The sequence below is a fragment of the Sphingobium sp. CR2-8 genome, assembly GCF_035818615.1.
In the GTDB taxonomy this organism is placed as follows: domain Bacteria; phylum Pseudomonadota; class Alphaproteobacteria; order Sphingomonadales; family Sphingomonadaceae; genus Sphingobium.
In genome coordinates, this window is record NZ_JAYKZY010000002.1 from 1,749,195 (window position 1) to 1,774,558 (window position 25,364).

Genomic DNA, 25,364 nt, shown 5'->3' on the forward strand with positions numbered 1-25,364 from the left:
CGCTATGCGCCACCCCGCAAACATGTGCATTGATTGGAGTTTATAGTCATGGGTTATAAGGTCGTCGTCGTGGGAGCCACCGGTAATGTGGGCCGCGAGATGCTGACCATTCTCGCCGAGCGCGAGTTCCCTATTGACGAGATTGCGGCGGTCGCATCGTCGCGCTCGCAAGGTCTGACCATCGATTTCGGCGAGACCGGCAAAACCATCAAATGCCAGAATATCGAACATTTCGATTTCACCGGATGGGATATCGCCCTGTTCGCGGCGGGCAGCGGCCCGACGGCCGAATATGCACCCAAGGCGGCTGCGGCCGGCTGCGTCGTGATCGACAACAGCTCGCTCTATCGCATGGACCCGGACGTGCCGCTGATCGTGCCCGAAGTGAACCCGGACGCGATCGACGGCTACAAGAAGAAGAATATCATCGCCAACCCCAACTGCTCGACCGCGCAGATGGTCGTGGCGTTGAAGCCTTTGCATGACGCGGCGAAGATCAAGCGCGTGGTCGTGTCGACCTATCAGTCGGTGTCGGGCGCGGGCAAGGCGGGCATGGACGAGCTGTTCGAGCAGAGCCGCAACATCTTCGTCGGCGATCCGGCCGAACCCAAGAAGTTCACCAAGCAGATCGCCTTCAACGTGATCCCGCATATCGACGTGTTCCTGGACGATGGTTCGACCAAGGAAGAATGGAAGATGGTCGCGGAAACGAAGAAGATCCTCGATCCCAAAGTGAAGGTCACGGCGACCTGCGTGCGCGTGCCGGTGTTCGTCGGCCATTCGGAATCGATCAACATCGAGTTCGAGAATGAGATTTCGGCCAAGGAAGCGCAGGACATATTGCGTGAAGCGCCGGGTATCATGCTGGTCGATAAGCGCGAGGATGGCGGATATATCACGCCGATCGAATGTGTCGGCGATTTCGCAACCTTCATCAGCCGCGTGCGCGAGGATTCCACGATCGAGAATGGCATCAACCTGTGGTGCGTCAGCGACAATCTGCGCAAAGGCGCGGCGCTGAACGCGGTGCAGATCGCCGAACTGCTGGGCCGTCGTCACCTAAAAAAGGGCTGAGGCAGGATTGCGCTGATAGTGGTCATGACGACGATCATGGGGCGCCCCGGCGAAAGCCGGGTCCAGTCCCACGCTCTCGACTGGACTCCGGCCTTTGCCGGGGAACGGCAGAAACTATGTCGGTGTCGCTTCTTCTTTCAGTGAAAATGCTGTGATCCCCGGCGCTGTGGCGATGTGGAAGGCTCTTCCGATCGCGCAGCGCCGGATGATTGTCGCACTGTCATGCGCGATTGGGCTGGCCAATGTTGCGCAACCCTATCCCGATCTTGCGCCGCTCCAACATGGGCCGACCGTCGCGCTGGTCCTGACCGCGCCGTGGCTGCTGCGGCGCTGGCCGCTTTCCACATCCGCCGTCGGCTGTATCTGGCTGTTCCTGCTGCTCCATACGTTGGGGGCGCGATGGATCTACAGCTATGTGCCCTATGACGACTGGGCGCGGGCGGTGAGCGGCCATGCTATCTCCAGCCTCTTCGGCACCACGCGCAACGGCTATGACCGGCTGGTGCATTTGGCCTTCGGGGCGCTTTTGACGCTGCCAATCGCGGAAAGCGCGCTGCGGCGTGGGGGGGTGTCGTGCGGCTGGAGCCTCGCCTTTGGCTTTGCCGCGATCGGCCTTGGCAGCGCGCTTTATGAGATATTCGAATGGCTGCTGACGATCATCGCGGCGGGCGAGACGGCGGACTATTATAATGGTCAGCAAGGCGACGTCTGGGACGCGCAGAAGGACATGGCCGCCGCGCAGGTCGGTAGCGCGCTGGCGCTAATCGTGCTCTTGCGTCGCGGGAGTTGAGGCCATATCGGCGGGCGGTCCCAGCCCAAAAGGAATTGCCGCGATGACCGACCTCAAGATCGAACGCCACGACATCAAGGGGCGGGACGGATTGCCGATCGCGGTGCATGTCGTGGGAGAAGGCCGCGACCTGGTGCTGATCCACGGCTATTTCTCCAACGCCTTCACCAACTGGATACGCTATGGCCATGCCGCCAAGATGGTGGAGGCCGGGTTCCGCTTGATCCTGCCAGACTTGCGCGGCCATGGTGAAAGCGCCAAGCCGCATGATCCTGCCGCCTATCCGGCCGATGCGCTGACCGACGACAATCTGGCGCTGGTCGAGCAGATGGGGCTGACCGACTATGATCTGGGCGGTTATTCGCTGGGCGCGCGGACGACGGTGCGTATGCTGGCGCGAGGCGCGACCCCGAGGCGCGTGATCCTGAGCGGCATGGGACTGCGCGGACTGGTCCAGACGCTGGACAATGGCGGCTATTATCGCAACGTCCTGACCAACCTTGGCACGTTCGAGCGCGGTACGTCGGAATGGATGACCGAGGCGTTCCTGAAAACGACCAAGGGCGATCCGGTTGCGTTGCTCAACATTCTCAATACGTTCGTGGATACCGACGAAGCCGTGATCGCGGGTTTCCAGCAGCCGACCGACGTGATCTGCGGCGCGGATGACGACAGCAATGGCAATGCCCGCGAACTGGCCGATGCGCTGCCCAATGGCCGTTATGTCGAGATCCCGGGCAATCACATGAACGCCGTCACCCGCAAGGAACTGGGGCAGGCGATGGTCGATTTCCTGACCGCTTGACTGTATCGCCGGAGAAAGCCACCTTCCCCGCCATACACCGATAAGGGGAATCCCATGAAAATCGCTATCTCGTTCGCCGCGCTTGCGGCCGCCCTTGTCGCTTCGCCGGCGATGGCGCAGCATGCGCCTGTCGCGGCGCCGACCGCCGCGCCGACCGCCGCCGAAGCGGATGCTTTCCTGGCCAAGGCGGAGAAGGCGCTGTTCGACCAGTCGATCATCAGCAGCCGTGCATCGTGGATCAACGCGACCTATATTACCGACGATACCGATGCCATCGCCTCCTATTTCGGGGCGATCGATACCAAACAACGGGTCGACTATGCGCTGGAGGCGGCGAAATATGCCGCCGCACCGGGCCTGAGCGCAGAAACCACGCGCCGCCTGACGCTGCTGCGCACCGCGCTGACGCTGCCTGCACCCACGACGCCGGGCGCAGCCGAGGAACTCAACAACCTCGCGACGAAGCTCCAGTCCGCCTATGGCAAGGGGAAGGGGACGCTTAAGGGGCAGCCGATCAATGGCAGCGACATCGAAGAGCAGATGGGGGTCAATCGCAACCCCGAAGAATTGAAGGAAATGTGGGTCAGCTGGCACGACAATGTCGGCGCGCCGATGCGGGCCGATTATACCAAACTGGTAGGGATCGCCAATGCAGGGGCCAAGGAACTGGGCTTTGCTGATACCGGGGCGATGTGGCGGTCCAAATATGACATGCCCGCCGACGATTTCGCGAAGCTGACCGACAAGATCTGGGCGGAAGTGAAGCCGCTCTACGACGACCTGCATTGCTATACCCGCACCAAGCTGAACGAAAAATATGGCGATGCGGTGCAGCCCAAGACCGGGCCGATCCGTGCCGACCTGCTGGGCAATATGTGGGCGCAGGAATGGGGCAACATCTATGACGTCGTGGCTCCGGCGGGCGCGGGCGATCTGGGCTTCGACACGACCGATCTGCTCAAGGCCAAGGGCTATGACCCGGTCAAGATGGTGAAGGCGGGCGAGGGTTTCTACAGCTCGCTGGGCTTCGAGCCGTTGCCGCAGACATTCTGGGATCGGTCGCAGATCACCAAGCCGCGCGACCGCGAAGTCATCTGCCATGCGTCTGCCTGGGACTTGGACAACAAGAACGACATCCGCATCAAGATGTGCACCAAGGTGAATGGCGACGATTTCGTTACCATCCATCACGAACTGGGCCACAACTATTATCAGCGCGCCTATCAGGTACAGAAACCGCTCTATCTGGATGGCGCCAATGATGGCTTCCATGAAGCGATCGGCGATTTCGTCGCCCTGTCGATCACGCCGGACTATCTGGTGAAGATCGGCCTGCTCGATCCATCGAAGGTGCCGGGCGCGGACAAGGATATGGGGCTGCTGCTGCGCCAGGCGATGGACAAGGTCGCCTTCCTGCCCTTCGGCCTGCTGATCGACAAATGGCGCTGGGGCGTGTTCGACGGGTCGATCCCGCAGGGCCAGTATGAAAAGGGCTGGGACGATCTGCGGCGGCAATATCAGGGCATCGTGCCCCCGGCACCGCGCGACGAGACGAAGTTCGATGCGGGTGCGAAATACCACATTCCCGGCAACACGCCCTACACCCGTTACTTCCTGGCGCGCGTGTTGCAGTTCCAGTTCTACGAAGCGGCGTGCAAGCAGGCGGGATGGAAGGGACCGCTGCACCGCTGTTCCTTCTACGGGGACAAGGCGGTTGGCGCGAAACTGAACGCCATGCTGGAAATGGGGGCTTCCAAGCCGTGGCCCGACGCGTTGCAGGCCTTTACCGGCAGCCGCGAGATGTCGGGCAAAGCGCTGGTCAATTATTTCGCACCATTGCAGAAGTGGTTGGTTAAACAGAATAAAGGCAAGTCTTGCGGCTGGTAAGCCAGAGTAAAAGTTGGTAAATGGCTGCCGTATGAACGCGGCAGCCATTCTCCTATCCCTGTTATTTGGTACCGCAGCCGTAATGACCGTGGCTTTGACCGTGGCGTGGCTGCATTTTGGACGGCAAAGGCATGTCCTGACCTGGACGGCATCTTACGCGGTCGGCATGTTGCAATGGGTGGCCAATGCGGGCGGCTTCTTCCTCAAAAGCCCCGGCTGGTTCATCGTCACCGGCATTGGACTGATCATCAGCGGTTCGCTGCTGGCGATCGGGGTGCGTCAACGGTCGGGCAAACCGTTGCGGTTGGCGGCCTTTGCCGTGCCCGCCGCGATCGCAACGATCGCCATGGCGATCTCCATCGGGTCGATCGGCAGCCAGATCATGCAGGGCGCCATCATTCCGATCTATGTCAGTGTGCTGCTCGCCGTCAGCGCCTGCTCGCTCTGGCCGAAGGGTCGGTCGTTCACGCCGCCCGAACTGGCGTTCTTCCTGGCGCTCGTGGCGTTCGTGCTGGTCCAGCTGACGCTGGCCGGATCGGCGATGATGATTCGCGGAGCCGAGAATGGCAAGGATCTGTATCGGCTGATTTTCAGTATCTTCATGCCGACCATCTATGTCGCGACCGCTGTCACCGCGGTGCTGGTGGTCGCAGGCGACCTGGCGCAACAGCTTCGCACCCAGATGCGGCATGATCCGCTGACGCAGGTGCTCAACCGCCGGGGCCTGGACGAGGCGGCTGCACGGGCGATGGCGCTGTCGCGGCGGCATCGTCGCCCGCTGGCGCTGGTGGTGTGCGACCTGGATGGCTTCAAGGCGCTGAACGACGGTCACGGCCATATCGCGGGCGATCAGGCGCTCAGGGGCTTTGCCCAGTTGCTCACCAATGCGGTACGACGCGGCGACGTGGTCGGGCGCATGGGCGGCGACGAGTTCGGCCTGCTGTTGATGGACACCAACGCGACCGCCGCCGCCGAGGTGATGGAGCGTGTACGCGCCGAAGTCGGCCATCTGATGCTACCGCGCTTTCCCGAAGCATGGCTGCGCGCGAGCTTCGGCGTGTCCGAACTCGCCCCCGCCGACGCGCAGTTGGAAGATCTGGTCGCGCGCGCCGATGCGGCGCTCTATGCCGCCAAAAAGGACGGCAAGGATCGCATCAACATCTGGCGCGACGCGGCATGACCGGCCACGCGATCAGCGAAACGGCGGCTCATTGAAGGCGCGCAGCTTGCGGCTGTGCAGCTTCGCCCCTTCCTCGCGCAGCAGTTCGCAGGTCATCAGGCCGACGCGCAAATGGCTGGCGATGGCTTCTTCGTAGAAGCGGTTGGCCTGGCCGGGCAGCTTGAGTTCCCCATGGATCGGCTTGTCCGATACACACAGCAGGGTGCCGTAAGGAACGCGGAAGCGATAGCCCTGTGCGGCGATGGTGGCCGATTCCATGTCGATGCCGACCGCGCGCGACAGGCTGAAGCGCAGGGCGGAACTGGAATAGCGCAGTTCCCAGTTGCGATCGTCGGTGGTGACGACCGTGCCGGTGCGCAGGCGGCGCTTGAAATCTTCCGGATCGCTATGGCCCAAGATCGTTTCGGCCGCCTGCGCCATGGCGACCTGCACTTCGGCGATGGCCGGCACGGGAATTTCCGGCGGCAGCATTTCGTCCAGCACATGATCGTCGCGCAGATAGGCATGGGCCAGCACATAGTCGCCGATCCGCTGGCTGGGGCGCAGCCCGCCGCAATGGCCGATCATCAGCCAGGCTTCCGGGCGGACGACGGCCAGATGGTCGCAGATCGTCTTGGCGTTGGACGGGCCGACGCCGATATTGACCAGGGTGATGCCGCTGCGGTCCGGCGCAATCAGGTGATAGGCGGGCATCTGGTGCCTGCGCCACGCACTGTCGGCGATCATCCGCGCGGGGTCGGCGGTTTCGGGCGTGACATAGACGCCGCCCGCGCCGGACAGCGCGGTGTAACGGCTGCCCTCTCGCTGCAACTCGTCGCAGGCCCAGGCGACGAATTCATCGACATAGCGGTGATAGTTGGTGAACAGGATATAGCGCTGCACATGCTCGGCCGGCGTGCCGGTATAATGTTTGAGGCGCGCCAGCGAGAAATCGGTGCGCAGCCCGTCGAATAGGGCGAGCGGCCGGTCGCCATCGGCGTCGGGCGTAAAGAGGCCGTCGGCGATCTCGTCCCCGATCTCCGCCAGTTCGGTCGCGGGGAAATGGCGCGCCAGCTCGGTCGGCGGCGTGCCGTCGAGCACGCTGGTGTCCAGCCCGTCGAGCACATAGGGGAAGGGTATCTGCTGTTCGCTCAACCCCGCTTCGACATCCACGCCATAATCGCGGACGAGCAGATCGATCTGTTCGGCCAGATAGTCGGCGAACATGGCGGGCCGGGTGACCGTCGTGGCATAGCGGCCCGGTTTGGACAGGCGGGCGAAGGAGCGGCCCGGCGGCGGCGCATCGCTGTCGCCATGATAGGTGATGCGCAGTTCGGGGTAGCAGTAACGCCGGTCGGCCTTTGCGGTCGCCGGAGGCACGCTGCCGTCGCGGGCATAGGCCCGCATCGCGTCGCGCAGATTTTCGATGGATGTCTGATAGATACGGTCAAGTTGCGTGACCGTTGCGCTGCCGATGCTTTGTGTCATCGCCCCTTGTTACCGTCTTTGCATGACGGAAGGAAGACGCGCTGTGCAGGATGGGTGACGGATTTTAAGTCCGCCGCCCATCCTGCTGAAAAATCAGAGCTGTTCGAGCATATGGTCAGCCGAAGACACCTTGAAGTCGCCGGGCGCCTCGACATTGAGTTCCGCCACGACGCCGTCCTTGACGATCATCGAGAATCGCTGGCCGCGCTGGCCCAGGCCGAACTTGCTGCCATCCATGGTGAGGCCGACGGCCTGCGCAAAATCGCCATTGCCGTCGGCGAGCATCGTGACCTTGCCATCGGCGCCGGCCGACTTGCCCCAGGCGCCCATGACGAAAGCGTCGTTGACTGCAGTGCAGGCGATTTCGTCCACGCCCTTGGCTTTGAGCGCTTCGCTCTTGTCGATGAAGCCGGGCAGATGCTTGGCCGAGCAGGTCGGGGTGAAGGCACCCGGCACCGAGAAGATCGCGACCGTCTTGCCAGCGAAATAGTCGTCCGAGGCGACGGCTTCGGGGCCGTTGTCGGTCAATTGGGTGAAGGTGGTGCTGGGAAGGCGATCGCCCTTGGAAATCGTCATAGTCTGTCTCCTGACCTGTGGTGCGCGGGAGGTCGGGGCTGGCCGCTCCGCTGTCAAGGCGTGCGGGCATGAATATGTCGTGCCGCCCCGCCGCTGCGACACGCCGTCCTTGGCAAGCAGGTACGGCCGCTTATATTCGGACCATGACCCAAGCGATCTTCTATGGCGGGCAATTCCTGCTCGCTCTCCCCGGCATGGCGGACCAGCGGTTCGACCATTCGATCGTGGCCCTGTGCGTGCATGACGAACATGGCGCGCTGGGCATCGCGGTGGGCGAAGAGATGGAGGGCGTCACCTTGCGCGAGTTGCTCGAAAGCTTCGATATCGACGGCAGCCAGGTGCCCGACATGCCGGTGCTGCGCGGTGGCCCGGTCGAACCGAGGCGCGGCTTCGTGCTGCATTCGCTCGACTGGGGCGGGCAGGATATGGTGCATGTCGATGGCCGATGGGGCCTGTCCGGATCGCTCGACATATTGAAGGCGATCGCGGAGGGCCGGGGGCCTAGCCGCTACCTCGTCGCGCTGGGCTATGCCGGTTGGGGCGCGGGCCAACTGGAGCAGGAAATGCGGGGCGACAGCTGGTTCCTGGCCGATGGCGATCCCGACCTGCTGTTCGACGTTCCGGCACAGGGCAAATGGGCCGCCGCCTATGCCCTGGCGGGCGTGGACGCGTCGCATCTGGTGTCCGGCGCAGGCTCCGCCTGAGCGGATGGCACATAAAGAAATCTTTATATAAGTTGCCATGCGCGCTGTCGATTGGTAAGGCGCATCCCATCGTCACCGCCCGGCATGCCGCTGGCGGGGCACAATTCTAAGCTGACGGAGATACGATCGTGGCCACCGCACCCGCCACCCAGGCGCAGGATTATGTGATCGCCGACATCGGCCTTGCCGCCTTTGGTCGCAAGGAAATGGACATCGCGGAAACCGAAATGCCGGGCTTGATGGCGCTGCGCGAGGAATTCGGCGCGTCGCAACCCCTGAAGGGCGCTCGCATCACCGGATCGCTGCACATGACGATCCAGACGGCCGTCCTGATCGAGACGCTGACGGCGCTGGGCGCGCAGGTCCGCTGGGCGACCTGCAACATCTATTCGACGCAGGACCATGCCGCCGCCGCGATCGCCGCGTCGGGCGTGCCGGTCTTCGCCGTGAAGGGCGAAACGCTCCAGGAATATTGGGACTATGTCGAGCGCATCTTCGACTGGCACAATGACGACAGCGGCGTGTGCAACCTGATCCTGGACGATGGCGGCGACGCCACCATGTTCGCCCTGTGGGGTGCCCGCGTCGAGGCGGGCGAGGAACTGTTCACGCCGTCGAACGAGGAAGAAGAAATCTTCGTGTCGGTGCTCAAGCGCGTCTTGGCCGAGCGTCCCGGTTTCCTGACCAAGACCGTCCAGTCGATCAAGGGCGTGTCGGAAGAAACCACCACCGGCGTCCATCGCCTGTATGAACTGGCGAAGAAGGGCAAGCTGCCTTTCCCCGCGATCAACGTTAACGACAGCGTCACCAAGTCGAAGTTCGACAATCTGTACGGCTGCAAAGAATTGCTGGTCGACGCGATCCGCCGCGGCACCGACGTCATGCTGGCGGGCAAGATCGCCTGCGTCGCGGGCTTCGGTGATGTCGGCAAGGGTTCGGCCGCCTCGCTCCGCAACGGCGGCGCGCGCGTGCTGGTGACCGAAGTCGATCCGATCTGCGCGTTGCAGGCGGCGATGGAAGGCTATGAAGTCGTGACGATGGAAGAGGCCGCCCCGCGCGCCGATATCTTCGTCACAGCGACCGGCAATGAAGGCGTCCTGACCGTCGATCATATGCGCGCGATGAAGAATATGGCGATCGTGTCCAACATCGGCCATTTCGACAGCGAGATCGAGATTGCGGGCCTGTCCAACATGAAGTGGACGGAAATCAAGCCGCAGGTCGACGAAGTCGAATTCCCCGACGGCAAGAAGATCATCGTCCTGTCGAAGGGCCGTCTGGTCAATCTGGGCAACGCCACGGGCCACCCCAGTTTCGTGATGTCGGCCAGCTTCACCAACCAGACGCTGGCGCAGATCGAGTTGTGGACCAAGAGCGAGACATACGGCAACGACGTCTATGTCCTGCCCAAGCATCTGGACGAAAAGGTCGCCGAACTGCATCTGGCCAAGCTGGGCGTCAAGCTGACCAAGCTGAGCCAGCGCCAGGCCGACTATATCGGCGTCCCGGTCGAAGGCCCGTTCAAGCCCGACCATTATCGCTACTAAAAGCAGTCCGTCTCAAACCATAACCGTTCGCCCTGAGTAGGGACTGAGCGAAGTCGAAGTCCCGTATCGAAGGGGAAGTGCTTCGCCTGATCCTTCGATACGCCGCTTCGACTTCGCTCAGCGGCTACTCAGGACGAACGGAGTGAATTGTCAGGGGCGTTATAAAAAGGGGAAGCGGCGACGCTTCCCCTTTTTCTTGTGCCCCGCCTTTCCGATGCGACCGATCTGGGTTAGGCCCGGTCGGCTTATGAACAGGGACAGGCAGGTTCGGCGGGCCGGAGGGCGGGTGTCATGACGACAATGTCCCCCTATGCCGCAATCATCTTCGGCATGGTGCTGGCCGGTTGGCTGGGCGCGGCCGTATGGGCGCTGCTCAGCGGCCAGCGCATGCGGCGCGAAGGCACCCATGCGCAGGGCAAGCTCGACCGACTGACCGTGCTGCTGGCGTCCGCGCCGGCAGCGCCCATCATCATCCATCCCGACGGGCGGCTGGAGGCGGCCGATCGGCTGGCCAAATGGCTCGGCAAGCCGCGCGTGCCGACCTTCGCATCGGAACTGACCGCGCCCGATGGCGGGCTGGAACCGGAAGACGCCGCCGCGCTGGCGCAGGAGATTGCGTCGGCGCAACGCGCGGGCAAGAGTTTCGCGCTGCCGGTGCGCGGCATCGGTTCATCCCGCCTGCTATTGGTGCGGGGTGCGCCCGCCGGTCCTGGCATTGCCGAGAGTGGCGGCGTCATTTTGTGGATTTTCGACGCGACCGACAGCCAGGCGGAAATCCAGTCGCTGCGTGCGCATGTCGAGCAGTTGCGCGATGCGCTGGAGGCGCTGGCGGGCCTGGTCGAAGCCGCGCCCTTCCCGATGTGGCACCGCACCCCTGACCTGCGGTTGAGCCTGGTCAACAGCGCCTATGTGCGGGCGGTCGATGCGTCCGGCGCGGGCGATGTCATCGGCCATGGCACCGAACTGGTCGAGACGGTGGCGGGCCTGACTCCCGAAGCGGCAGCGGCGGAGGCGATCGCGCGCGACGAGCCGGTGGAACGGATGGTGCCCGCCACGATCGATGGCGAACGGCGCACGATGCGGGTGGTGGACGTGCCGCTGGGGGCGGCGGGGGTTGCGGGCTATGCCGTCGACCAGCATGAACTGGAACAGGCGCGGGTCGAGCATCGGCGGCTGGAGGCGGCGCAGCGCGACCTGCTCGATCGACTGTCGGCGGGCGTGGCGCAATTCGGGCCGGACCGGGCGCTGCGCTTCTGGAACCAGCCCTTCATCAGCCTGTTCGGTCTGCGCCAGGATGCGCTGGCCGATGCGCCACTGTTCGAACGGGTGCTGGACCAGATGCGCGACGCGCGCCGCATTCCGGAGCATCGCGACTTCCCGGCATGGCGCGGGGAAAGGCGGCAATGGTTCCTGTCACCCCACCCGCTGGAAGAGAACTGGCTTTTGCAGGACGGCACGCATCTGCGCGTCTATGCCCAGCCTCTGCCCGATGGCGGGCTGTTGCTGATCTTCGAGGATCGCACCGAACAGGTCAATCTGTCGAGCGCCCGCGATACGTTGCTGCGGGTGCGCACCGCAACCTTCGACAATCTGTTCGAATCGATCGGCGTCTTTTCGTCCGACGGGCGGTTGCAGATGTGGAACAGCCGCTTCCGCACCATCTGGGGCGCCAATGAGGAATTGTTGGCCGGCCATCCGCGCATCGACGATCTGATGCGCGCAGTGCAGGCGAAGCTGACGAAGCCGGAACAGGCCAATCTGGTGCGTGAACTCGTCCGCGCCGCCACGGTGGAGCGCAAGCAGCGGGTGGGCCATGTCGGCTTCGCGGACGGACGGATCTTCGAATTTGCCGCAATCCCCTTGCCGGACGGCAACGCGCTGTTCACCATGCTGGACGTGACCGACAGCCGCCGGGTGGAACAGGTGCTGCGCGACCGGAACGAGGCGCTGGAGCAGGCGGACAAGGTCAAGACCGCCTTCGTCACCAACATGAGCTATGAATTGCGCACCCCGTTGACCACCATTTCTGGTTTCGCGGAAATGATGAGCGCGGGCTATGCGGGGGAGATCAGCGCGTCGGCGAAGGATTATGTCGATGGCATCCTGCAAAGCACGGCGCGCCTGTCGATGCTGATCGACAATGTGCTGGACCTGACCCAGGGGGAGGTCGGCACGTTGCCGATCGACCATGAACGCGTCGACCTGACCCAGGTGGTGCGGGCCAGCGCCAGCCGAACGATGATAGACGCCACCGCCAAAGGCATAGAGATCGAGGTGACGGTCAAGGACAGCCTGGGCGCGGTGCAGGGCGATGCCCGGCGCATCGGACAGGCGATCGACCATCTGCTGGAAAATGCGATCCGCTATTGCGGGAAGGGCACGCGCATCCTGCTGCATGGCGATGGTACGGGAGAGAAGGCGCGCATCGTCGTGTCGGACAATGGCCCCGGCATCCCGGCCGGGCGACAGTCGGCGATTTTCGACCCCGTCGCGCGCGCGGGTCAGGCGCGCAACGGCGGGCGGGCGGGCATCGGCCTGCCGTTGGCGCGTCAACTGGCCGAAGCGCATGGCGGCACCCTGGAATTGGTATCGGAAGCCGGACGCGGCACGATGGCCGTGATCGAGCTGCCCCGTGGCTGATGCGGTGACGCCGCTGGACGGCGAATCGGCGATGCTGGACCTCGGCCGACGGATCGCGGTCCATGCGCGGATCGGCGATGTCATCGCTCTGGAAGGCGGGCTGGGCGCGGGGAAGACGACGCTGGCGCGGGGCATATTGGAGGCTTTGGGGCTGGAGGGCGAAGCGCCCAGTCCCAGCTTCGCCATCGTCCAGCCCTATGACGTGCCCGAAGTGCGTTTGCCGGTCGCGCATGTCGATCTCTATCGGCTGGATGACGCGGCGGAGGCGGAGGAACTGGCGCTGGGCGATTACCTTATGGACAGCCTGCTCATCATCGAATGGCCCGACCGTCTGGGCGACGCGCTATGGCCGCATGCGTTGCGGCTGACCATCGACTTTGCCGAGCAGGACGCGCGGCGCTTGACAGCGACCGTGCCGGACGCTTGGACGGAGCGATGGTCACAGATATGATCCCTCCCGCCGCCGCGCCCGCCTTCCTCGCCGAAGCGGGATGGGGAGAGGCCGCCATTGTCCCGCTGGCCGGTGACGCATCCTTCCGCCGCTATTTCCGCGTCATCGACGGGGGACGCCGCGCCGTGCTGATGGACGCGCCACCGCCGCATGAAGATCCGCGCCCCTTCATCGCCATTGCCGAACATCTGCTGGCCGATGGCTTTGCCGCGCCGCAGATATTGGCCCGCGACCTGGAACAGGGGCTGGTGCTGATCGAGGATTTCGGCGACCTGCGGGTCAAGGAGCATCTGGACGCCGATCCGGCCGCGGAACTGGCGACCTATGCCCGCGCGATCGACCTGCTGGCCGATCTCCATCGCCTGCCTGCTGCGACCGTGCCCCCCTATGACCGCGCCGTCTATCAGCGCGAGGTCGGGCTGCTCACCGAATGGTATTGCCCGGCGATCGGGTTGGATGTCGATGTCGACGCCTATGCGCGCGCATGGGACGCGGTGCTGCCGCTCGTGGAGCAGTCAGCCAGTCCCATCGTGACGGTGCTGCGCGACTATCATGCCGAAAATATCATGCTGATCGACCGGGATGCGTCTCATGGTCTGGGGCTGCTCGATTTTCAGGACGCGCTGGCGGGCCACCCGGCCTATGATCTTGTGTCCCTGTTGCAGGATGCGCGCCGCGACGTGCCGGTCGAGGTGGAAGCCGCGATGCTGGCCCATTACAAGGCGGCGGCCTCGCCCCCCGCCGATTTCGACGCCGCTTATGCGGTACTGGGCGCGCAGCGCAATGCCAAGATCATCGGCATCTTCACCCGCCTGTGGAAGCGGGACGGCAAGCCGCGCTACCTGTCCTACCTGCCGCGCATGTGGAGCCTGCTGGAACGCGATCTGGCGCATCCGGCGCTGGCGCCCGTCGCCGAATGGTTCGCCGCCCATATCCCCGCCGACAAACGCCACAATGCGTTGCAGGAGTTCGCTCCGGAATGATCGACACCGCCATGCTGATGGCCGCAGGGCTGGGCAAACGGATGCGCCCGTTGACCGCCACCCGGCCCAAGCCGCTGGTGAAGGTCGCAGGCAAACCGTTGATGGATCACGCGCTCGATCGGTTGGAAGCGGGTGGTATCAAAAAGGTCGTGGTGAACGTCCATTATCTGGCCGACACGGTCGAGGCGCATCTGAAAGCGCGCCGATGCGGGCTGGACTTCGCCATATCCGACGAGCGACCCAAGCTGCTGGAAACCGGCGGCGGGCTGATAAAAGCCAAGCCGTTGCTGGGCGACCAGCCCTTCTTTTGCGCCAATAGCGACAATCTGTGGATCGACGGGCCGCAGGAAACGCTGGGCATGATGCGGCGGCTCTGGAATCCCGACCGGATGGACGCATTGCTGCTGCTGGTGCCGCTGGCGCGCGCGACCTGCCATAGCGGGCCGGGCGATTTCCACATGGACGCGACCGGCCGCCTGTCCCGGCGCAAGACAGCGCATGTCGCGCCTTTCGTTTTTACCGGCGTACAGATTTTGTCGCCTTCGCTGCTGATCGATCCACCGGGCGACGTATTTTCCACCAACATCTTCTGGAACCGTGCGATCGAGGCCGGGCGGCTCTATGGCGTGTCGCATCAGGGGCTTTGGTTCGACGTCGGTACGCCAAAAGCCATTCCGGTGGTCGAAACCATGCTCGCCCATGGGTGAGAAGCAGCGCCCCGCGCTCTTCACTATCCCGGCGCATCGCGCCTTTGCCGACTCGCTGGTGGCGGGCTTGCTGGCCCAGCACCGCGGCGATCCCCTGATGCTGGCGCAGGGCATGATATTGCTGCCCAACAATCGCGCGATCCGGGCGGTCAGCGATGCGTTCGTCCGGCAATCAGGCGGGGGACTTCTGCTGCCCCGGCTGGTGGCGATCGGCGACCCGGACCTAGGCGAACAGGTGGGCGGCGCGCTCGATCCGCTCGGCGAAGCGGACGCGGTGCCGCCGTCCGTCGCGCCGATGCGACGCCAGATGATCCTGGCGCGCATGGTGCAGGACGCGAAGCCCGACATCGACGCGGGCCAGGCGTTGCTGCTGGGACAGGCGCTGGGCGCGGTGCTGGACCAGATGCAGGTGGAGCGAGTGCCGACGACGGCGCTGCGCAAGCTGGAGTTGTCGGAGGACCTGTCCAGGCATTGGCAGACATCCTTGGAGATATTCGAGATATTGATCGCGCGCTGGCCGGTCGAATTGGGGCGGATCGGCTGCATCGACCTGGCCCACAGGCGCAACCGGCTGTTCGATCGGCTGGCAGCGCGCTGGGCGGCCCATCCTCCGGGCGGTTTCGTCGTGGCGGCAGGGATTTCGACCACCGCGCCCGCCGTCGCTGCCCTGCTGCGCCGGATCGGTACGATCTCGGGCGGCATGGTGGTGTTTGCGGGCCTCGACCAGAATATGGACGAGGATGCGTGGCAGGCGATCGGCCCGTTCGATCCCGATCCCGTCACCGGCCGTGCGCCTGCCGGTCATGAAAGCCATCCCCAATATGCGTTGAAGCGCCTGCTCGACGGCATGAGTGCGACCCGAGACGATGTCGCGAACTGGCGCTGGGGCAGCGAGCATGATGCGCGGGCGGTGCGTGGACGCAATATCTCCAACGCCATGCTGCCGCCCAAGCTGACGAGCCGCTGGCGCGACCTGAAGACCGCCGACCGGTCGTTGGCCGGAGTCGAGGCGCTGGAGGTGGCGACGCCGGGGGACGAGGCGCAGGCGATCGCAATTGCCCTGCGCGAGGCGCTGGAAACACCCGCGCGCACCGCCGCCCTCGTGACGCCCGACCGGCAACTGGCGACGCGCGTGTCCGCGCATTTGCGGCGCTGGGGGATAGAGGCTGACGATTCGGCGGGTGTGCCGCTGTCCCGATTGCTGCCGGGTACGTTGCTGATCGCCATGGCTGAGGCTGTGGCGGAGAGCTTTGCGCCGGTGGCGTTGCTGACCTTGCTCAAGCATCCGCTGGTGATGCGCGGGGAACGGCGGCTCGGCTGGCTTGAACAGGTGCGCGCGCTCGACTTGCTGTTGCGCGGGCCACGGCCGCAGGCGGGGCTGTGCGGCATCGACCTGCTGTTGATCCCGCGTGAGGACGACCGGCAGCGTGTGTTGCGCGAATCTGTGCGGGCGTGGTGGCCCGAAGCGCGCGCGCTGCTGGAACCACTGGAAAGCGCGTTCGCCTCCACCGCTGACCTGGGCGGACAATTGGCGGCGCTGCGTGAACAGGCCGGAGCGCTGTCGGGTGACGCCGTCTGGGCGGGGCATCAGGGCCATGCCGCCGCCGACCTGTTCGCGGAGATGGAGGCGGCCGCGCCCGAAGGGCCGCGCCAGGCCGATCCGCGCGCGCTACCGGTCTTGCTCGACCATATGCTGGGCGGCGTGTCTGTCCGTCCGCCACAGGGCGGCCATCCGCGCATACAAATTCTGGGGCTGATCGAGGCGCAGCTGACGCAGGCGGACCTCATGATCCTGGGTGGCCTGAACGAAGGCACCTGGCCGGGGCTGCCGTCGCCCGACCCCTGGCTCGCGCCGCGCATTCGCCGCGAACTGGGCCTGCCGGGGCTGGAGACGCGCATCGGCCTGGCCGCCCATGATTTCGCCAGCGCGCTGGGCGCACCGCATGTCCTGATTACGCGCGCGCGGCGGGGGAGTGGCGGCCCGGCGGTAGCCTCGCGCTTCTGGTTGCGATTGAAGGCGATGGCCGGGCCGCAGTGGAAATCGGCCGAGCGCTATGGCGTGCTGGCGCAGGCGATCGACAGGCCCGCTGCGCATCGTCCGGCGGAGCGGCCTGCACCCGTGCCGCCCGCAGCGGCGCGACCCCGTGTGATCCCCGTCACCGACGTCGATCGCTTGAAGGCCGATCCTTATGCTTTCTATGCCCGCCGCGTCCTGCGGCTGGCGCGGCTCGATCCGGTCGATGCCGATGCCGGTCCGGCCTGGCGCGGCACGGCGGTGCATGACGTGCTGCAACGCTGGGCCGAAGCGGGAGCGCTCGATCCCGCCGATCTGGAAAAGCGCGCCCGCGCGATGTTCGACCGACCGGAAGTCCACCCACTGCTCAAGGCCCTGTGGCAACCCCGCCTGATCGAGGCGATCCGCTGGATCGCGGCGGAGGTGGCGCGCGACAAGGCCGAGGGGCGGCTGATCCTGGCGGTGGAGCAGGAGGGCCGGGCGGAGATTGCCGAGGTCGAATTGATGGGCAAGGCCGATCGCATCGATCGCCTGGCCGACGGGACATTGGGCATCATCGATTACAAGACCGGCAAGCCGCCCAGCGCGCGGCAGGTGAAGGCCGGGTTCGCACTGCAACTGGGGCTGCTGGGCCTGATCGCCGAACATGGCGGGTTCGCGGGCGTGGACGGGAAGAGGATCGCAGGCGACTTCGAATATTGGTCGCTCGCCAAGAAGGGTGACCAGTTCGGTTACCGCGAACGACCGGTCGATCCGCTGGGCAAGCGCGACAAGATCGTGACGGCGGACTTTACCGCCCATGCCTATGACCAGTTTGCCGACCTGGCGCGCGAATATCTATTGGGATCGAAGGCGTTTCGTGCCGAGATCAATCCCGAAGTCGCCAATTATGGCGATTATGACCAGCTGATGCGGCTGGAGGAATGGTATGGCCGCGACGATGGTTAAGGCGCGCGCACTCCAGAGGCTGCTGGGCGATCAGGCGCGCGCCGCCGCGCCCGATGCGCATGTCTGGCTGTCCGCGTCGGCTGGGACCGGCAAGACCCATGTGCTGACCGCGCGCGTCTTCCGCCTGTTGTTGCAGGGGGTGCGGCCGGAAAATATCCTGTGCCTGACCTTCACCAAGGCGGGCGCGGCGGAAATGGCCGATCGTATCCACGACCGGCTCGCCGCCTGGGTGCAGATGGACGAGCGGGACCTGTTCAACGATCTGGAGGCGCTGGGTGAAGCGTCCGGGCCGGACGAGCGGGATTATGCCCGGCGGCTGTTCGCCGAAGTGCTGGAATCGACCGGCGGCGGACTGCGTATCCAGACTATCCATGGCTTCTGCCAGCAATTGCTGACCGCTTTCCCGTTAGAAGCGGACCTGACGCCGGGCTTCCGCCCGCTCGACCAGCGCGAGCAATCCAGCCTGGCGCGGCAGACGCTGGCCGACATGGTCGTGCGCGCGCATGAACTGGGCGACGATGCCCTGATCGGGGCGTTGCAGGCGATGAGCCTGCGGCTTGGCGAGGGCGGGGCGGAGCAATTTCTGTTACGCTGCGCGGCGCGGGGCGACGCGCTGGGCGCACTGCCCGATGCGATAGGTCCGTGGCTGGCGCGGGAACTGGAACTGCCCGAAGGCGATATCGATCAATGGCTGGCCGACCAATGTTCCGATGCGATGTTCGACATGCGAACATTGGACGGGATCGTGCGCGCCAATGTCGACTGGGGCAAAGGACGCGGGCTGGAGCGGTGCGATCGGATCGCCGCATGGCGTGGGCTGGACCCGGCTGGGCGGGCGGCGAGCTTGACCGACCTGCATCGCGCCTGGGCCAAGGCCGACGGCGACCTGATCGACGCCAAGGGATGGGTGCCGCCTGCCGATGACTATATCGCAATGGCGGCGCGACTGTACGACCGGACCGGCGGGCTGATCGCGATGAAGCTGCGCGCCGATTATGCGGCGCTTCTGGCGCAGGCGCTGCATGCCGGGCGGATCTATGCGCGCGATTACGCCCAAGCCAAACGGCTGGCGGGCGCGGTCGATTTCGATGATCTGATTGCGCGGACCGCGTCGCTGCTGGAGCAGCCAGGGATCGCGGAATGGATACGGTATAAGCTGGACCAGCGGATCGATCATATATTGGTGGACGAAGCGCAGGACACCAATGCCGCCCAATGGCGTATCGTCCGCACGCTGGCGGAGGAATTTTTCACCGTGGAGTGGGAGGAGCGGCAGAAGGTCCGCACCATCTTCACCGTCGGTGATTTCAAGCAGGCGATCTTCGGGTTCCAGGGCACCAGTCCGCAGAATTTCGCCGCCGCGCAATTGCTGTTCGAACGCGACGCGGGGCAGGCGGGGCATGATTTCTTCAACCTGTCGCTGCATCAAAGCTTCCGGTCCACGCCTGCGGTGCTGGAAGTGGTGGATCGCACGATCGCCACATTGCGCGCCGAACGGCTGGGCATGGAACCGAGCGAAGTGCGCCATGTCAGTGCCAACCGCCATCCCGGCGAGGTCCAGCTATGGAAGCCCGTCGTCGCCGGTCTGTCCGAGGATGCGGACGGCGAGGAGGATTGGGCAGCCGATCAGGAACGCGTCTTGGCGGGCAGGATTGCGCGGCAGATCAAGCAGTGGATCGACGACGGGCTTATGCTCGAAAGCCGGGGGCGGCCGGTGCGGGCGGGGGACATCATGATCCTGGTGCGCCGCCGCAGCGAACTGGCGCGGCTCATCGTCGCGCGGCTGTATGAAGAACAGGTGGCGGTGGCGGGCATCGACCGGCTGCGGCTGAACGCGCCGCTGGCGGTGCGCGATCTGCTGGCGGCGCTGCGCTTCGCCGTCCAACCGGAGGATGAGTTGAACCTGGCGTCGCTGCTCGTGTCGCCGTTGATCGGCTGGACGCAGGACGACCTCATGACCCGCCTGATCGGCCGCAAGTGCGGGCTGTGGCGGCATCTGCGGGACAGTCTGGACGATGGCCTGCTCAAGCCGTTGCGCGATCTGCTGGCGATGGCGGACCTCTCCACGCCCTATCGCTATCTGGAGGCGATCCTGTCCGGGCCGATGGATGGTAGGCGGCGGCTGGTCGAGCGACTGGGGACCGAGGCCGCCGATCCGATCGAGGAATTGCTGAACGCCGCGCTCGCCTTCGAAAGCGACGATCATCCCTCGCTTCAGCGGTTCATCGATTGGTTCGACCGGGGCGAGGTGGAGATCGTGCGCGACGCGGCGGCGCAGGGCGACATGCTGCGCCTGCTGACCGTCCATGGCGCGAAGGGGTTGCAGGCGCCGATCGTGATCCTGGCCGATGCCTGCCTGGACCCGGATGCGGGCAACCGGACGGACTCGCTGCTCTGGAACGGCGTGCCGATCCTGGCCCCGCGCAAGCCCGAGCGACAGGGACCGATCGGCGACGTGGCCGAAGCGGCGGCGCAGGTGGAGCGGGAAGAACATTGGCGGCTGCTCTATGTCGCGCTGACGCGGGCCGAGGAAAAGCTGGTCGTGGCCGGATCGCTGGGGCCGCGTGCCAAGGGTGAGGTGAAACCCGAAAGCTGGTATGCGGCGGTCGAGGGCGCGATGATCTCGCTCGGCGCGGAATGGGATGCCGATCCGCTCTGGGGCGCGACCCGGCGCTGGCACGGCACGGAAGTCCTGACCGCCAGAGTAGCGGAGCCGGAAAGCGCGACGGCGAATGTCGCGGTCGCCGAACCGGACTGGCTGCGACAACCCGCTCCGGTCGAATCCCGTCCACCCCGGCCACTCGCGCCATCCGCGCAGGTGGAGGACGACATACCCTATCCACCGCCCACGCAGGCGATGCGCGCCGCAGCGGAGCGCGGCCGCTGGCTCCATGCCCTGTTCGAACGGTTGCCCGACTTGCCTGCCGACCGGCGGCGCGACGCGGCGGATCGCTGGCTGGCGCAGCAGGGCGTGGGCGACGTGGCGCAACGACATGACGTCATCGATCAGGCGATCCGGGTTATAGAAGCCCCGGACTTTGCCGCGCTGTTCGGTCCCGACGCGCTGGCCGAGGCGCCGATCGCGGCCGTGGTGGGGGAGGCGGTGATCGCCGGAACGGTCGACCGGCTGTGCGTCGGGCCGGATCGCGTGCAACTGGTGGATTTCAAGACCGGTCGGATCGCGCCGCTGACGGTGGCGGACGTGCCGACCGCCCATGTCCGGCAGATGGCGGCCTATGTCGCCGCGCTGGGTGTCATCTTCCCCGATCGCACGATCGAGGCGGGGCTGCTCTACACCAGCGCGCCGCGCCTCATCATCCTGCCGCCCGCGATGCTCGCGGCGCACAAGCCGGGCTTTGTCCCCGCGCAGGAGAATTTGCCGCTCTCGCCCGTTGAGCGGGATGCGGACCCATCCTAGATAGCGTTCACGTAAAGGAGACACATATGGCCACCAAGGCAGTTACCGACCTCAGCTTCAAGGATGACGTCATCAACAGCGACAAGCCCGTCCTTGTCGATTTCTGGGCGGAATGGTGCGGTCCGTGCAAGATGATCGGCCCGGCCCTGGAGGAAATCTCCGAGGAACTGGCCGACCGGGTGACGATCGCGAAGATCAACATCGACGAAAATCCCGATGCGCCGGGCCAATATGGCGTGCGCGGCATCCCGACGATGATCCTGTTCAAAAATGGCGAAGCGGCCGCGACCAAGGTCGGCGCCGCGCCCAAGAGCGCGCTCAAGGGCTGGATTGAAAGCGTCCTGTAAACCTATGGGCCGGCTGGTGAAACGGCCGGTCCTGTATCCTGTGTGAGACTGCGAGTTGGACAGTTGTGCGCGATTGGCGACCTACGCCCAGTCGTTGCCAAACGGATATGTGAAACGCGTCGGCAACTGTCCAACTCGCTGTTCGGAATTGGTCGAACGAGCGCCGGACTGACGGCTTCTACGTCATCCGAACAGCGTCGCCGCCGCCTTGTCCCATAGCCGTGGGGAAGACGCGCCCATCAGCCCGCGTCGCAGGTCGTCCACGACATAGGGGGTGCCGTCGATGCGCTGGCAACATCCGCCCGCTTCGTTGACGAACAGGGTGCCAGCGGCATGATCCCATGGCAGCGTCCGCGCAAAGACCGATACGTCATTCTGCCCCAGCACCAGCCGGGGATATTGTTCGGCGGCGCAGCGGGGAATGTCCACCAGCGTGAAGCTGTCCTGTGAGCGGCGCTGCATGGCGGCGCGCTCCTGCGGGTCCATGAAATAGACCGCCAGCGCGGCGATCGGCAGGGTGCCGCCGCTTTCGCGGGCCTGCACCCGCTCGCCATCGATATGGCTGCCCCCGCCGAGCATCGCATGACACAGCCTTCCGGTCAGCGGGTCGAGTATCCATCCGGCTAGCGTCGTGCCGCCATCGACCAGCGCGATGATGATGCCGAAGGGCGCCTTGCCCGCCGCGAAATTGCCGGTGCCGTCGATGGGATCGATGATCCAGTTCAACCCTTCGCCCGCGCGATCGAGGATGGCGGGATCGGCGGCGCAGGCTTCCTCGCCGATGATCCCGGCTTCGGGCAGGATCGCCGCCAGACCTTCGGCGAGGCGGATCTCGCTTTCCTTGTCGGCGATGGTGACGAAGTCGTTCGCCGCCTTTTCGCTGATCTGGTCGCCGGTCAGGTTCTGGTAGCGCGGCATGACGATGTCGCGCCCCACTGCGCGCATCAGGGCGACGACGGGATCATGGAGTTCGAGCATCAGTTTTGCGCTCTCAGCTGCGATAATCCGCGTTGATCGAGATATAGCCATGGGTGAGGTCGCAGGTCCACACCTGCGCCCGCCCTTCGCCCAGGCCCAGATCGACGCCGATCAGGATATCCTGGCCTTTCAGATGCGCAGCCACCGGCGCTTCATCATAGCCCTCCACCGCCAGGCCGCCGGTTGCCACCTGCGTCGCGCCGAAGCGGATCGACAGTTTATCACGATCGGCCGGCTCCCCCGCCTTGCCGACGGCCATGACGATACGGCCCCAATTGGCGTCCTCGCCTGCTATGGCGGTCTTCACCAGCGGCGAGTTGGCGATGGACAGGGCGATCCGATGCGCGCTGGCGTCGCTTTCCGCGCCCTCCACGCTGATGTCGATGAACTTGGTCGCGCCTTCCCCATCACGCACGACCAGATGCGCAAGTTGGCGGCACAGGTCATGGAGCGCCGCGTGGAAGGCGTCGGCCCCGGCATCGTCCATGCTGGACAGCGGCGCATTGCCGGCCTTGCCGGTGGCGAAGGCCAGCACCGTGTCGCTGGTCGACGTATCGCTATCAACCGTGATGCAGGAGAATGTGCGCTTGTTGGCGGCCGAGAGCATCTGCTGGAACAGGGCGGGTTCGATCGCGGCGTCGGTGAAGATATAGCCGAGCATCGTCGCCATGTCCGGCGCGATCATGCCCGATCCCTTGATGATGCCGACCAGGTCGACCCGCTGGTCGCCGATCATGGCGGAGACATGCGCGCCCTTGGGATAGGTGTCGGTGGTGCCGATCGTGTTGGCCGCGTCCTCCCAACCGCACGGCGCGGCGGCGAAGGCGGCTTCCAGACCTGCTTCGGCCTTGTCGATCGGCAGCGGCACGCCGATCACCCCGGTCGAGGAGACGAAGATATCGGAGGGCAGGCAGGACAGGTGATTGGCGACCTTCGCCGCGATCGCCTCTACCGCCGCCCGGCCGCGATGGCCGGTGAAGGCGTTGGCGTTACCCGCATTGACCACCAGCGCGCGCGCGGAACCCAGCGGAATGGCGTCGCGGCACCATTCGACTTCGGGGGAGGGACATTGGCTCTGGGTCGTCACACCCGCCACGGCTGTCCCTGCATCCAGTTCGACATAGGTCAGGTCGCTACGCGTCCACGTTTTATATCCCGCGCGCGCGGTGCGCAGCGTCACCCCGGCGATGGCGGGCAGGTGGGGGAAGGAAGCGGGGGCGAGGGGGAGCGATCGGTCATGGTCGGCGAAATGCGGCAAAATCCGCCAAGGGTCAATCGCCGCGCGCTGCTGAAGCCTGCGGGGGCTTGAGATAGAGCCGCCCCACGCCGTCGGGCATGTGCACCATCCGATAGCCGTGGCGGCGGGCGAAGGCGATCAGCGGATCGTCGGGACGCAGGGGCAGCTTGCGGGTGCCGCCTTCATAGCCGGTGAGGATGGCGGCGGGCGGATGGCGATCCATGTCGTGCAGCGTCGCGGGGATCATGGCATGGACCTGCCGCGCCAAGACCGGTCCCATCGTCCATCCGGTGCGCCAGGCGAAGGGGCCGGCAGCGAAACGTGGGTCGAGGGCCAGGCCGCTGCCCAGGATCATATGGGGGAGAGGGTAGCGATGTCGTCTCCACCGCCCTCCGCACGGACGGTCGCGCCAGCCCAATGGGCCGCCGCGTCAGCCGCCATCACCGGCGATCCGGTGCGCAGCATCGTCGCGACATGGCGCGTCGCCGCCAGCATGCCCGGTATGGCGGCCAGGCACAGCAAGCCGAGCAGGGTTTGCCGCGGCACGACGGGCCAGCGGCGCGCGTCATCAAGCAGATAGCCGAGTGCCAGCGCTAGGGGCGGCAGCAAAGGCATGACATACTGAACCTGGGAAGGCGTCGGCAGCGCCGCGCCGATCAACGCGCCAGCGGTCATCCATATGGCCAAGCGGCGACCGGGGGAACGGACACGCCCGCGCGTTGCTATCCAATTGGCGAATAGCAGCATCAGCGCGACGAGCGCAGGCCCCTTCCAGAGATATTTGAGCAGGTCGGTCAGTTTTTCCAGCGTCGCCAGTTCGTCGAACGCGCCATTGGCGGCATACCAGGCATGAGGCGCCGTCGCGCCGAAGGTCAGCACGCCGTAGAAGAAGGCGTCGGGCGCCAGCATCCATGCCAGCAGCATCGGCGTCATGCCCGCCATCGCACCCGCCGCCAGCCAGCAGGCCGCCTTCACCCCGCACCTTCCGCCCGCGCTGATGACGAACAGGCCAGTCATCAACCCCAGCGGCGCGAAGTTGAGCTTGGTCGCGATCGCAAGGCCGAACAATGATCCGGCCGCGAACCAATAGCGCGGCTGGCAATGGCGCAGGGCGATCAGGCTGACCAACAACGCCAGGGACGATAACAGGGTCGGCAGCATGTCGTTGCGCACGACCGCTCCGGTAAACTGGAAGGCAGCGGTGGAAGCCGCGAGCAAGGTGGCGATGGCGGCACTGTCGCGCGACACACCCGCGATACGCTGGGCGACCCAAAGGGCGGCGAGCGTCCCGAGCGCGGTGGCCGCCGTCGCCAGCCGCATCGCCAGCACCATGTGATCGGGGAACAGCCAGGCGATCGGCGCATATGTCCAGCTATGCAGCGGCGGTTGCAGATAGAGGAAATCGCGGAAGATGAGCAGCCGACTGCTGAAATAGGCGCCCGCGACATATTGGCTTTCGTCATGGTCGAACGGAGTCGCGATCGCGGTGAGGCCGAACCAGAGGATCAACGCCATCGCCACCAGAATGGCGATCGGCACTCGGCGGCTGCGTGGCGACGCCAGGACGAACGAACGATACACTATGACGACCTTCGATTATTATGCTGCCCT

At 65.3% G+C, this 25,364-nt stretch carries 20 protein-coding genes; 14 read left to right on the forward strand and 6 right to left on the reverse strand.

Translation table 11 applies throughout. From position 1 onward, the window contains the following. Window positions 1-48: 48 nt before the first annotated feature. The 5 genes from U5A82_RS12480 to U5A82_RS12500 all read left to right on the forward strand — a co-directional run bounded on the left by U5A82_RS12480 (window position 49) and on the right by U5A82_RS12500 (window position 5,736). Window positions 49-1,074 (forward strand): aspartate-semialdehyde dehydrogenase, encoded by a 1,026-nt coding sequence (locus tag U5A82_RS12480; RefSeq protein ID WP_326291190.1) that lies wholly within the window; start codon window positions 49-51, stop codon window positions 1,072-1,074. A gap of 151 nt (window positions 1,075-1,225) precedes the next feature. Then, window positions 1,226-1,864: a DUF2238 domain-containing protein gene (locus U5A82_RS12485; RefSeq protein WP_326291191.1), complete on the forward strand. Its 639-nt coding sequence runs from the start codon at window positions 1,226-1,228 to the stop codon at window positions 1,862-1,864. A gap of 43 nt (window positions 1,865-1,907) precedes the next feature. Next, window positions 1,908-2,669, forward strand: a complete 762-nt coding sequence (locus U5A82_RS12490; RefSeq protein ID WP_326291192.1) for an alpha/beta fold hydrolase — start codon at window positions 1,908-1,910, stop codon at window positions 2,667-2,669. A 54-nt stretch (window positions 2,670-2,723) separates the two neighbouring features. After that, window positions 2,724-4,556: a M2 family metallopeptidase gene (locus U5A82_RS12495; protein WP_326291193.1), complete on the forward strand. Its 1,833-nt coding sequence runs from the start codon at window positions 2,724-2,726 to the stop codon at window positions 4,554-4,556. An 82-nt stretch (window positions 4,557-4,638) separates the two neighbouring features. Beyond that, window positions 4,639-5,736, forward strand: coding sequence for a GGDEF domain-containing protein (locus U5A82_RS12500; protein WP_326291194.1), 1,098 nt, complete (start codon window positions 4,639-4,641; stop codon window positions 5,734-5,736). Between the two features lie 12 nt (window positions 5,737-5,748). Here the strand turns inward: U5A82_RS12500 and U5A82_RS12505 are convergent, their stop codons facing one another. Together U5A82_RS12505 and U5A82_RS12510 are read right to left on the reverse strand one after the other, a co-directional pair. Beyond that, the gene (locus tag U5A82_RS12505) at window positions 5,749-7,203 is read right to left on the reverse strand and encodes an AMP nucleosidase (protein WP_326291195.1); all 1,455 of its coding nucleotides are present in this window, start codon (window positions 7,201-7,203) and stop codon (window positions 5,749-5,751) included. Window positions 7,204-7,296: 93 nt separating this feature from the next. Then, entirely contained in the window at window positions 7,297-7,779 is a 483-nt protein-coding gene (locus U5A82_RS12510; RefSeq protein WP_326291196.1) for a peroxiredoxin, read from the reverse strand. 143 nt (window positions 7,780-7,922) lie between these two features. On the opposite strand from U5A82_RS12510, the gene U5A82_RS12515 reads away from it, so the two are divergent. The 9 genes from U5A82_RS12515 to trxA all read left to right on the forward strand — a co-directional run bounded on the left by U5A82_RS12515 (window position 7,923) and on the right by trxA (window position 21,538). After that, the gene (locus U5A82_RS12515; RefSeq protein WP_326291197.1) at window positions 7,923-8,483 is read left to right on the forward strand and encodes a YqgE/AlgH family protein; all 561 of its coding nucleotides are present in this window, start codon (window positions 7,923-7,925) and stop codon (window positions 8,481-8,483) included. A 128-nt stretch (window positions 8,484-8,611) separates the two neighbouring features. Then, window positions 8,612-10,030: an adenosylhomocysteinase gene (ahcY, locus tag U5A82_RS12520; protein ID WP_326291198.1), complete on the forward strand. Its 1,419-nt coding sequence runs from the start codon at window positions 8,612-8,614 to the stop codon at window positions 10,028-10,030. A 291-nt stretch (window positions 10,031-10,321) separates the two neighbouring features. Then, window positions 10,322-12,670, forward strand: a complete 2,349-nt coding sequence (locus U5A82_RS12525; RefSeq protein WP_326291199.1) for a sensor histidine kinase — start codon at window positions 10,322-10,324, stop codon at window positions 12,668-12,670. A gap of 31 nt (window positions 12,671-12,701) precedes the next feature. Further along, a complete protein-coding gene (tsaE, locus tag U5A82_RS12530; RefSeq protein WP_442802211.1) occupies window positions 12,702-13,121 on the forward strand; it encodes a tRNA (adenosine(37)-N6)-threonylcarbamoyltransferase complex ATPase subunit type 1 TsaE in 420 nt (139 codons plus the stop codon). Next, window positions 13,118-14,104, forward strand: a complete 987-nt coding sequence (locus tag U5A82_RS12535) for an aminoglycoside phosphotransferase family protein (RefSeq protein ID WP_326292925.1) — start codon at window positions 13,118-13,120, stop codon at window positions 14,102-14,104. Before tsaE ends, U5A82_RS12535 begins: the two co-directional genes overlap by 4 nt. Continuing rightward, complete coding sequence (locus tag U5A82_RS12540) at window positions 14,101-14,811, forward strand: nucleotidyltransferase family protein (RefSeq protein ID WP_326291201.1); 711 nt, start codon at window positions 14,101-14,103, stop codon at window positions 14,809-14,811. Before U5A82_RS12535 ends, U5A82_RS12540 begins: the two co-directional genes overlap by 4 nt. Continuing rightward, a complete protein-coding gene (gene addB / locus U5A82_RS12545) occupies window positions 14,804-17,773 on the forward strand; it encodes a double-strand break repair protein AddB (protein WP_326291202.1) in 2,970 nt (989 codons plus the stop codon). The genes U5A82_RS12540 and addB overlap by 8 nt, the downstream gene beginning before the upstream one ends. Then, window positions 17,754-21,191 carry a double-strand break repair helicase AddA gene (gene addA, locus U5A82_RS12550; protein WP_326291203.1) on the forward strand — a complete coding sequence of 1,146 codons (3,438 nt, stop codon included), beginning with the start codon at window positions 17,754-17,756 and terminating at the stop codon, window positions 21,189-21,191. Before addB ends, addA begins: the two co-directional genes overlap by 20 nt. A gap of 26 nt (window positions 21,192-21,217) precedes the next feature. Beyond that, window positions 21,218-21,538, forward strand: coding sequence for a thioredoxin (gene trxA, locus U5A82_RS12555; RefSeq protein WP_326291204.1), 321 nt, complete (start codon window positions 21,218-21,220; stop codon window positions 21,536-21,538). 183 nt (window positions 21,539-21,721) lie between these two features. Here trxA and U5A82_RS12560 read toward each other — a convergent pair whose 3' ends face one another. The 4 genes from U5A82_RS12560 to U5A82_RS12575 are packed head-to-tail and all read right to left on the reverse strand — an operon-like array spanning window position 21,722 to window position 25,334. After that, window positions 21,722-22,516 (reverse strand): inositol monophosphatase family protein, encoded by a 795-nt coding sequence (locus tag U5A82_RS12560; RefSeq protein ID WP_442802169.1) that lies wholly within the window; start codon window positions 22,514-22,516, stop codon window positions 21,722-21,724. Window positions 22,517-22,529: 13 nt separating this feature from the next. After that, window positions 22,530-23,774, reverse strand: coding sequence for a bifunctional glutamate N-acetyltransferase/amino-acid acetyltransferase ArgJ (argJ, locus tag U5A82_RS12565; RefSeq protein WP_326291205.1), 1,245 nt, complete (start codon window positions 23,772-23,774; stop codon window positions 22,530-22,532). Between the two features lie 13 nt (window positions 23,775-23,787). Then, a complete protein-coding gene (locus U5A82_RS12570) occupies window positions 23,788-24,108 on the reverse strand; it encodes a hypothetical protein (RefSeq protein WP_326291206.1) in 321 nt (106 codons plus the stop codon). Beyond that, the gene (locus U5A82_RS12575) at window positions 24,105-25,334 is read right to left on the reverse strand and encodes a glycosyltransferase family 39 protein (protein ID WP_326291207.1); all 1,230 of its coding nucleotides are present in this window, start codon (window positions 25,332-25,334) and stop codon (window positions 24,105-24,107) included. The genes U5A82_RS12570 and U5A82_RS12575 overlap by 4 nt, the downstream gene beginning before the upstream one ends. Window positions 25,335-25,364 lie beyond the last annotated feature (30 nt).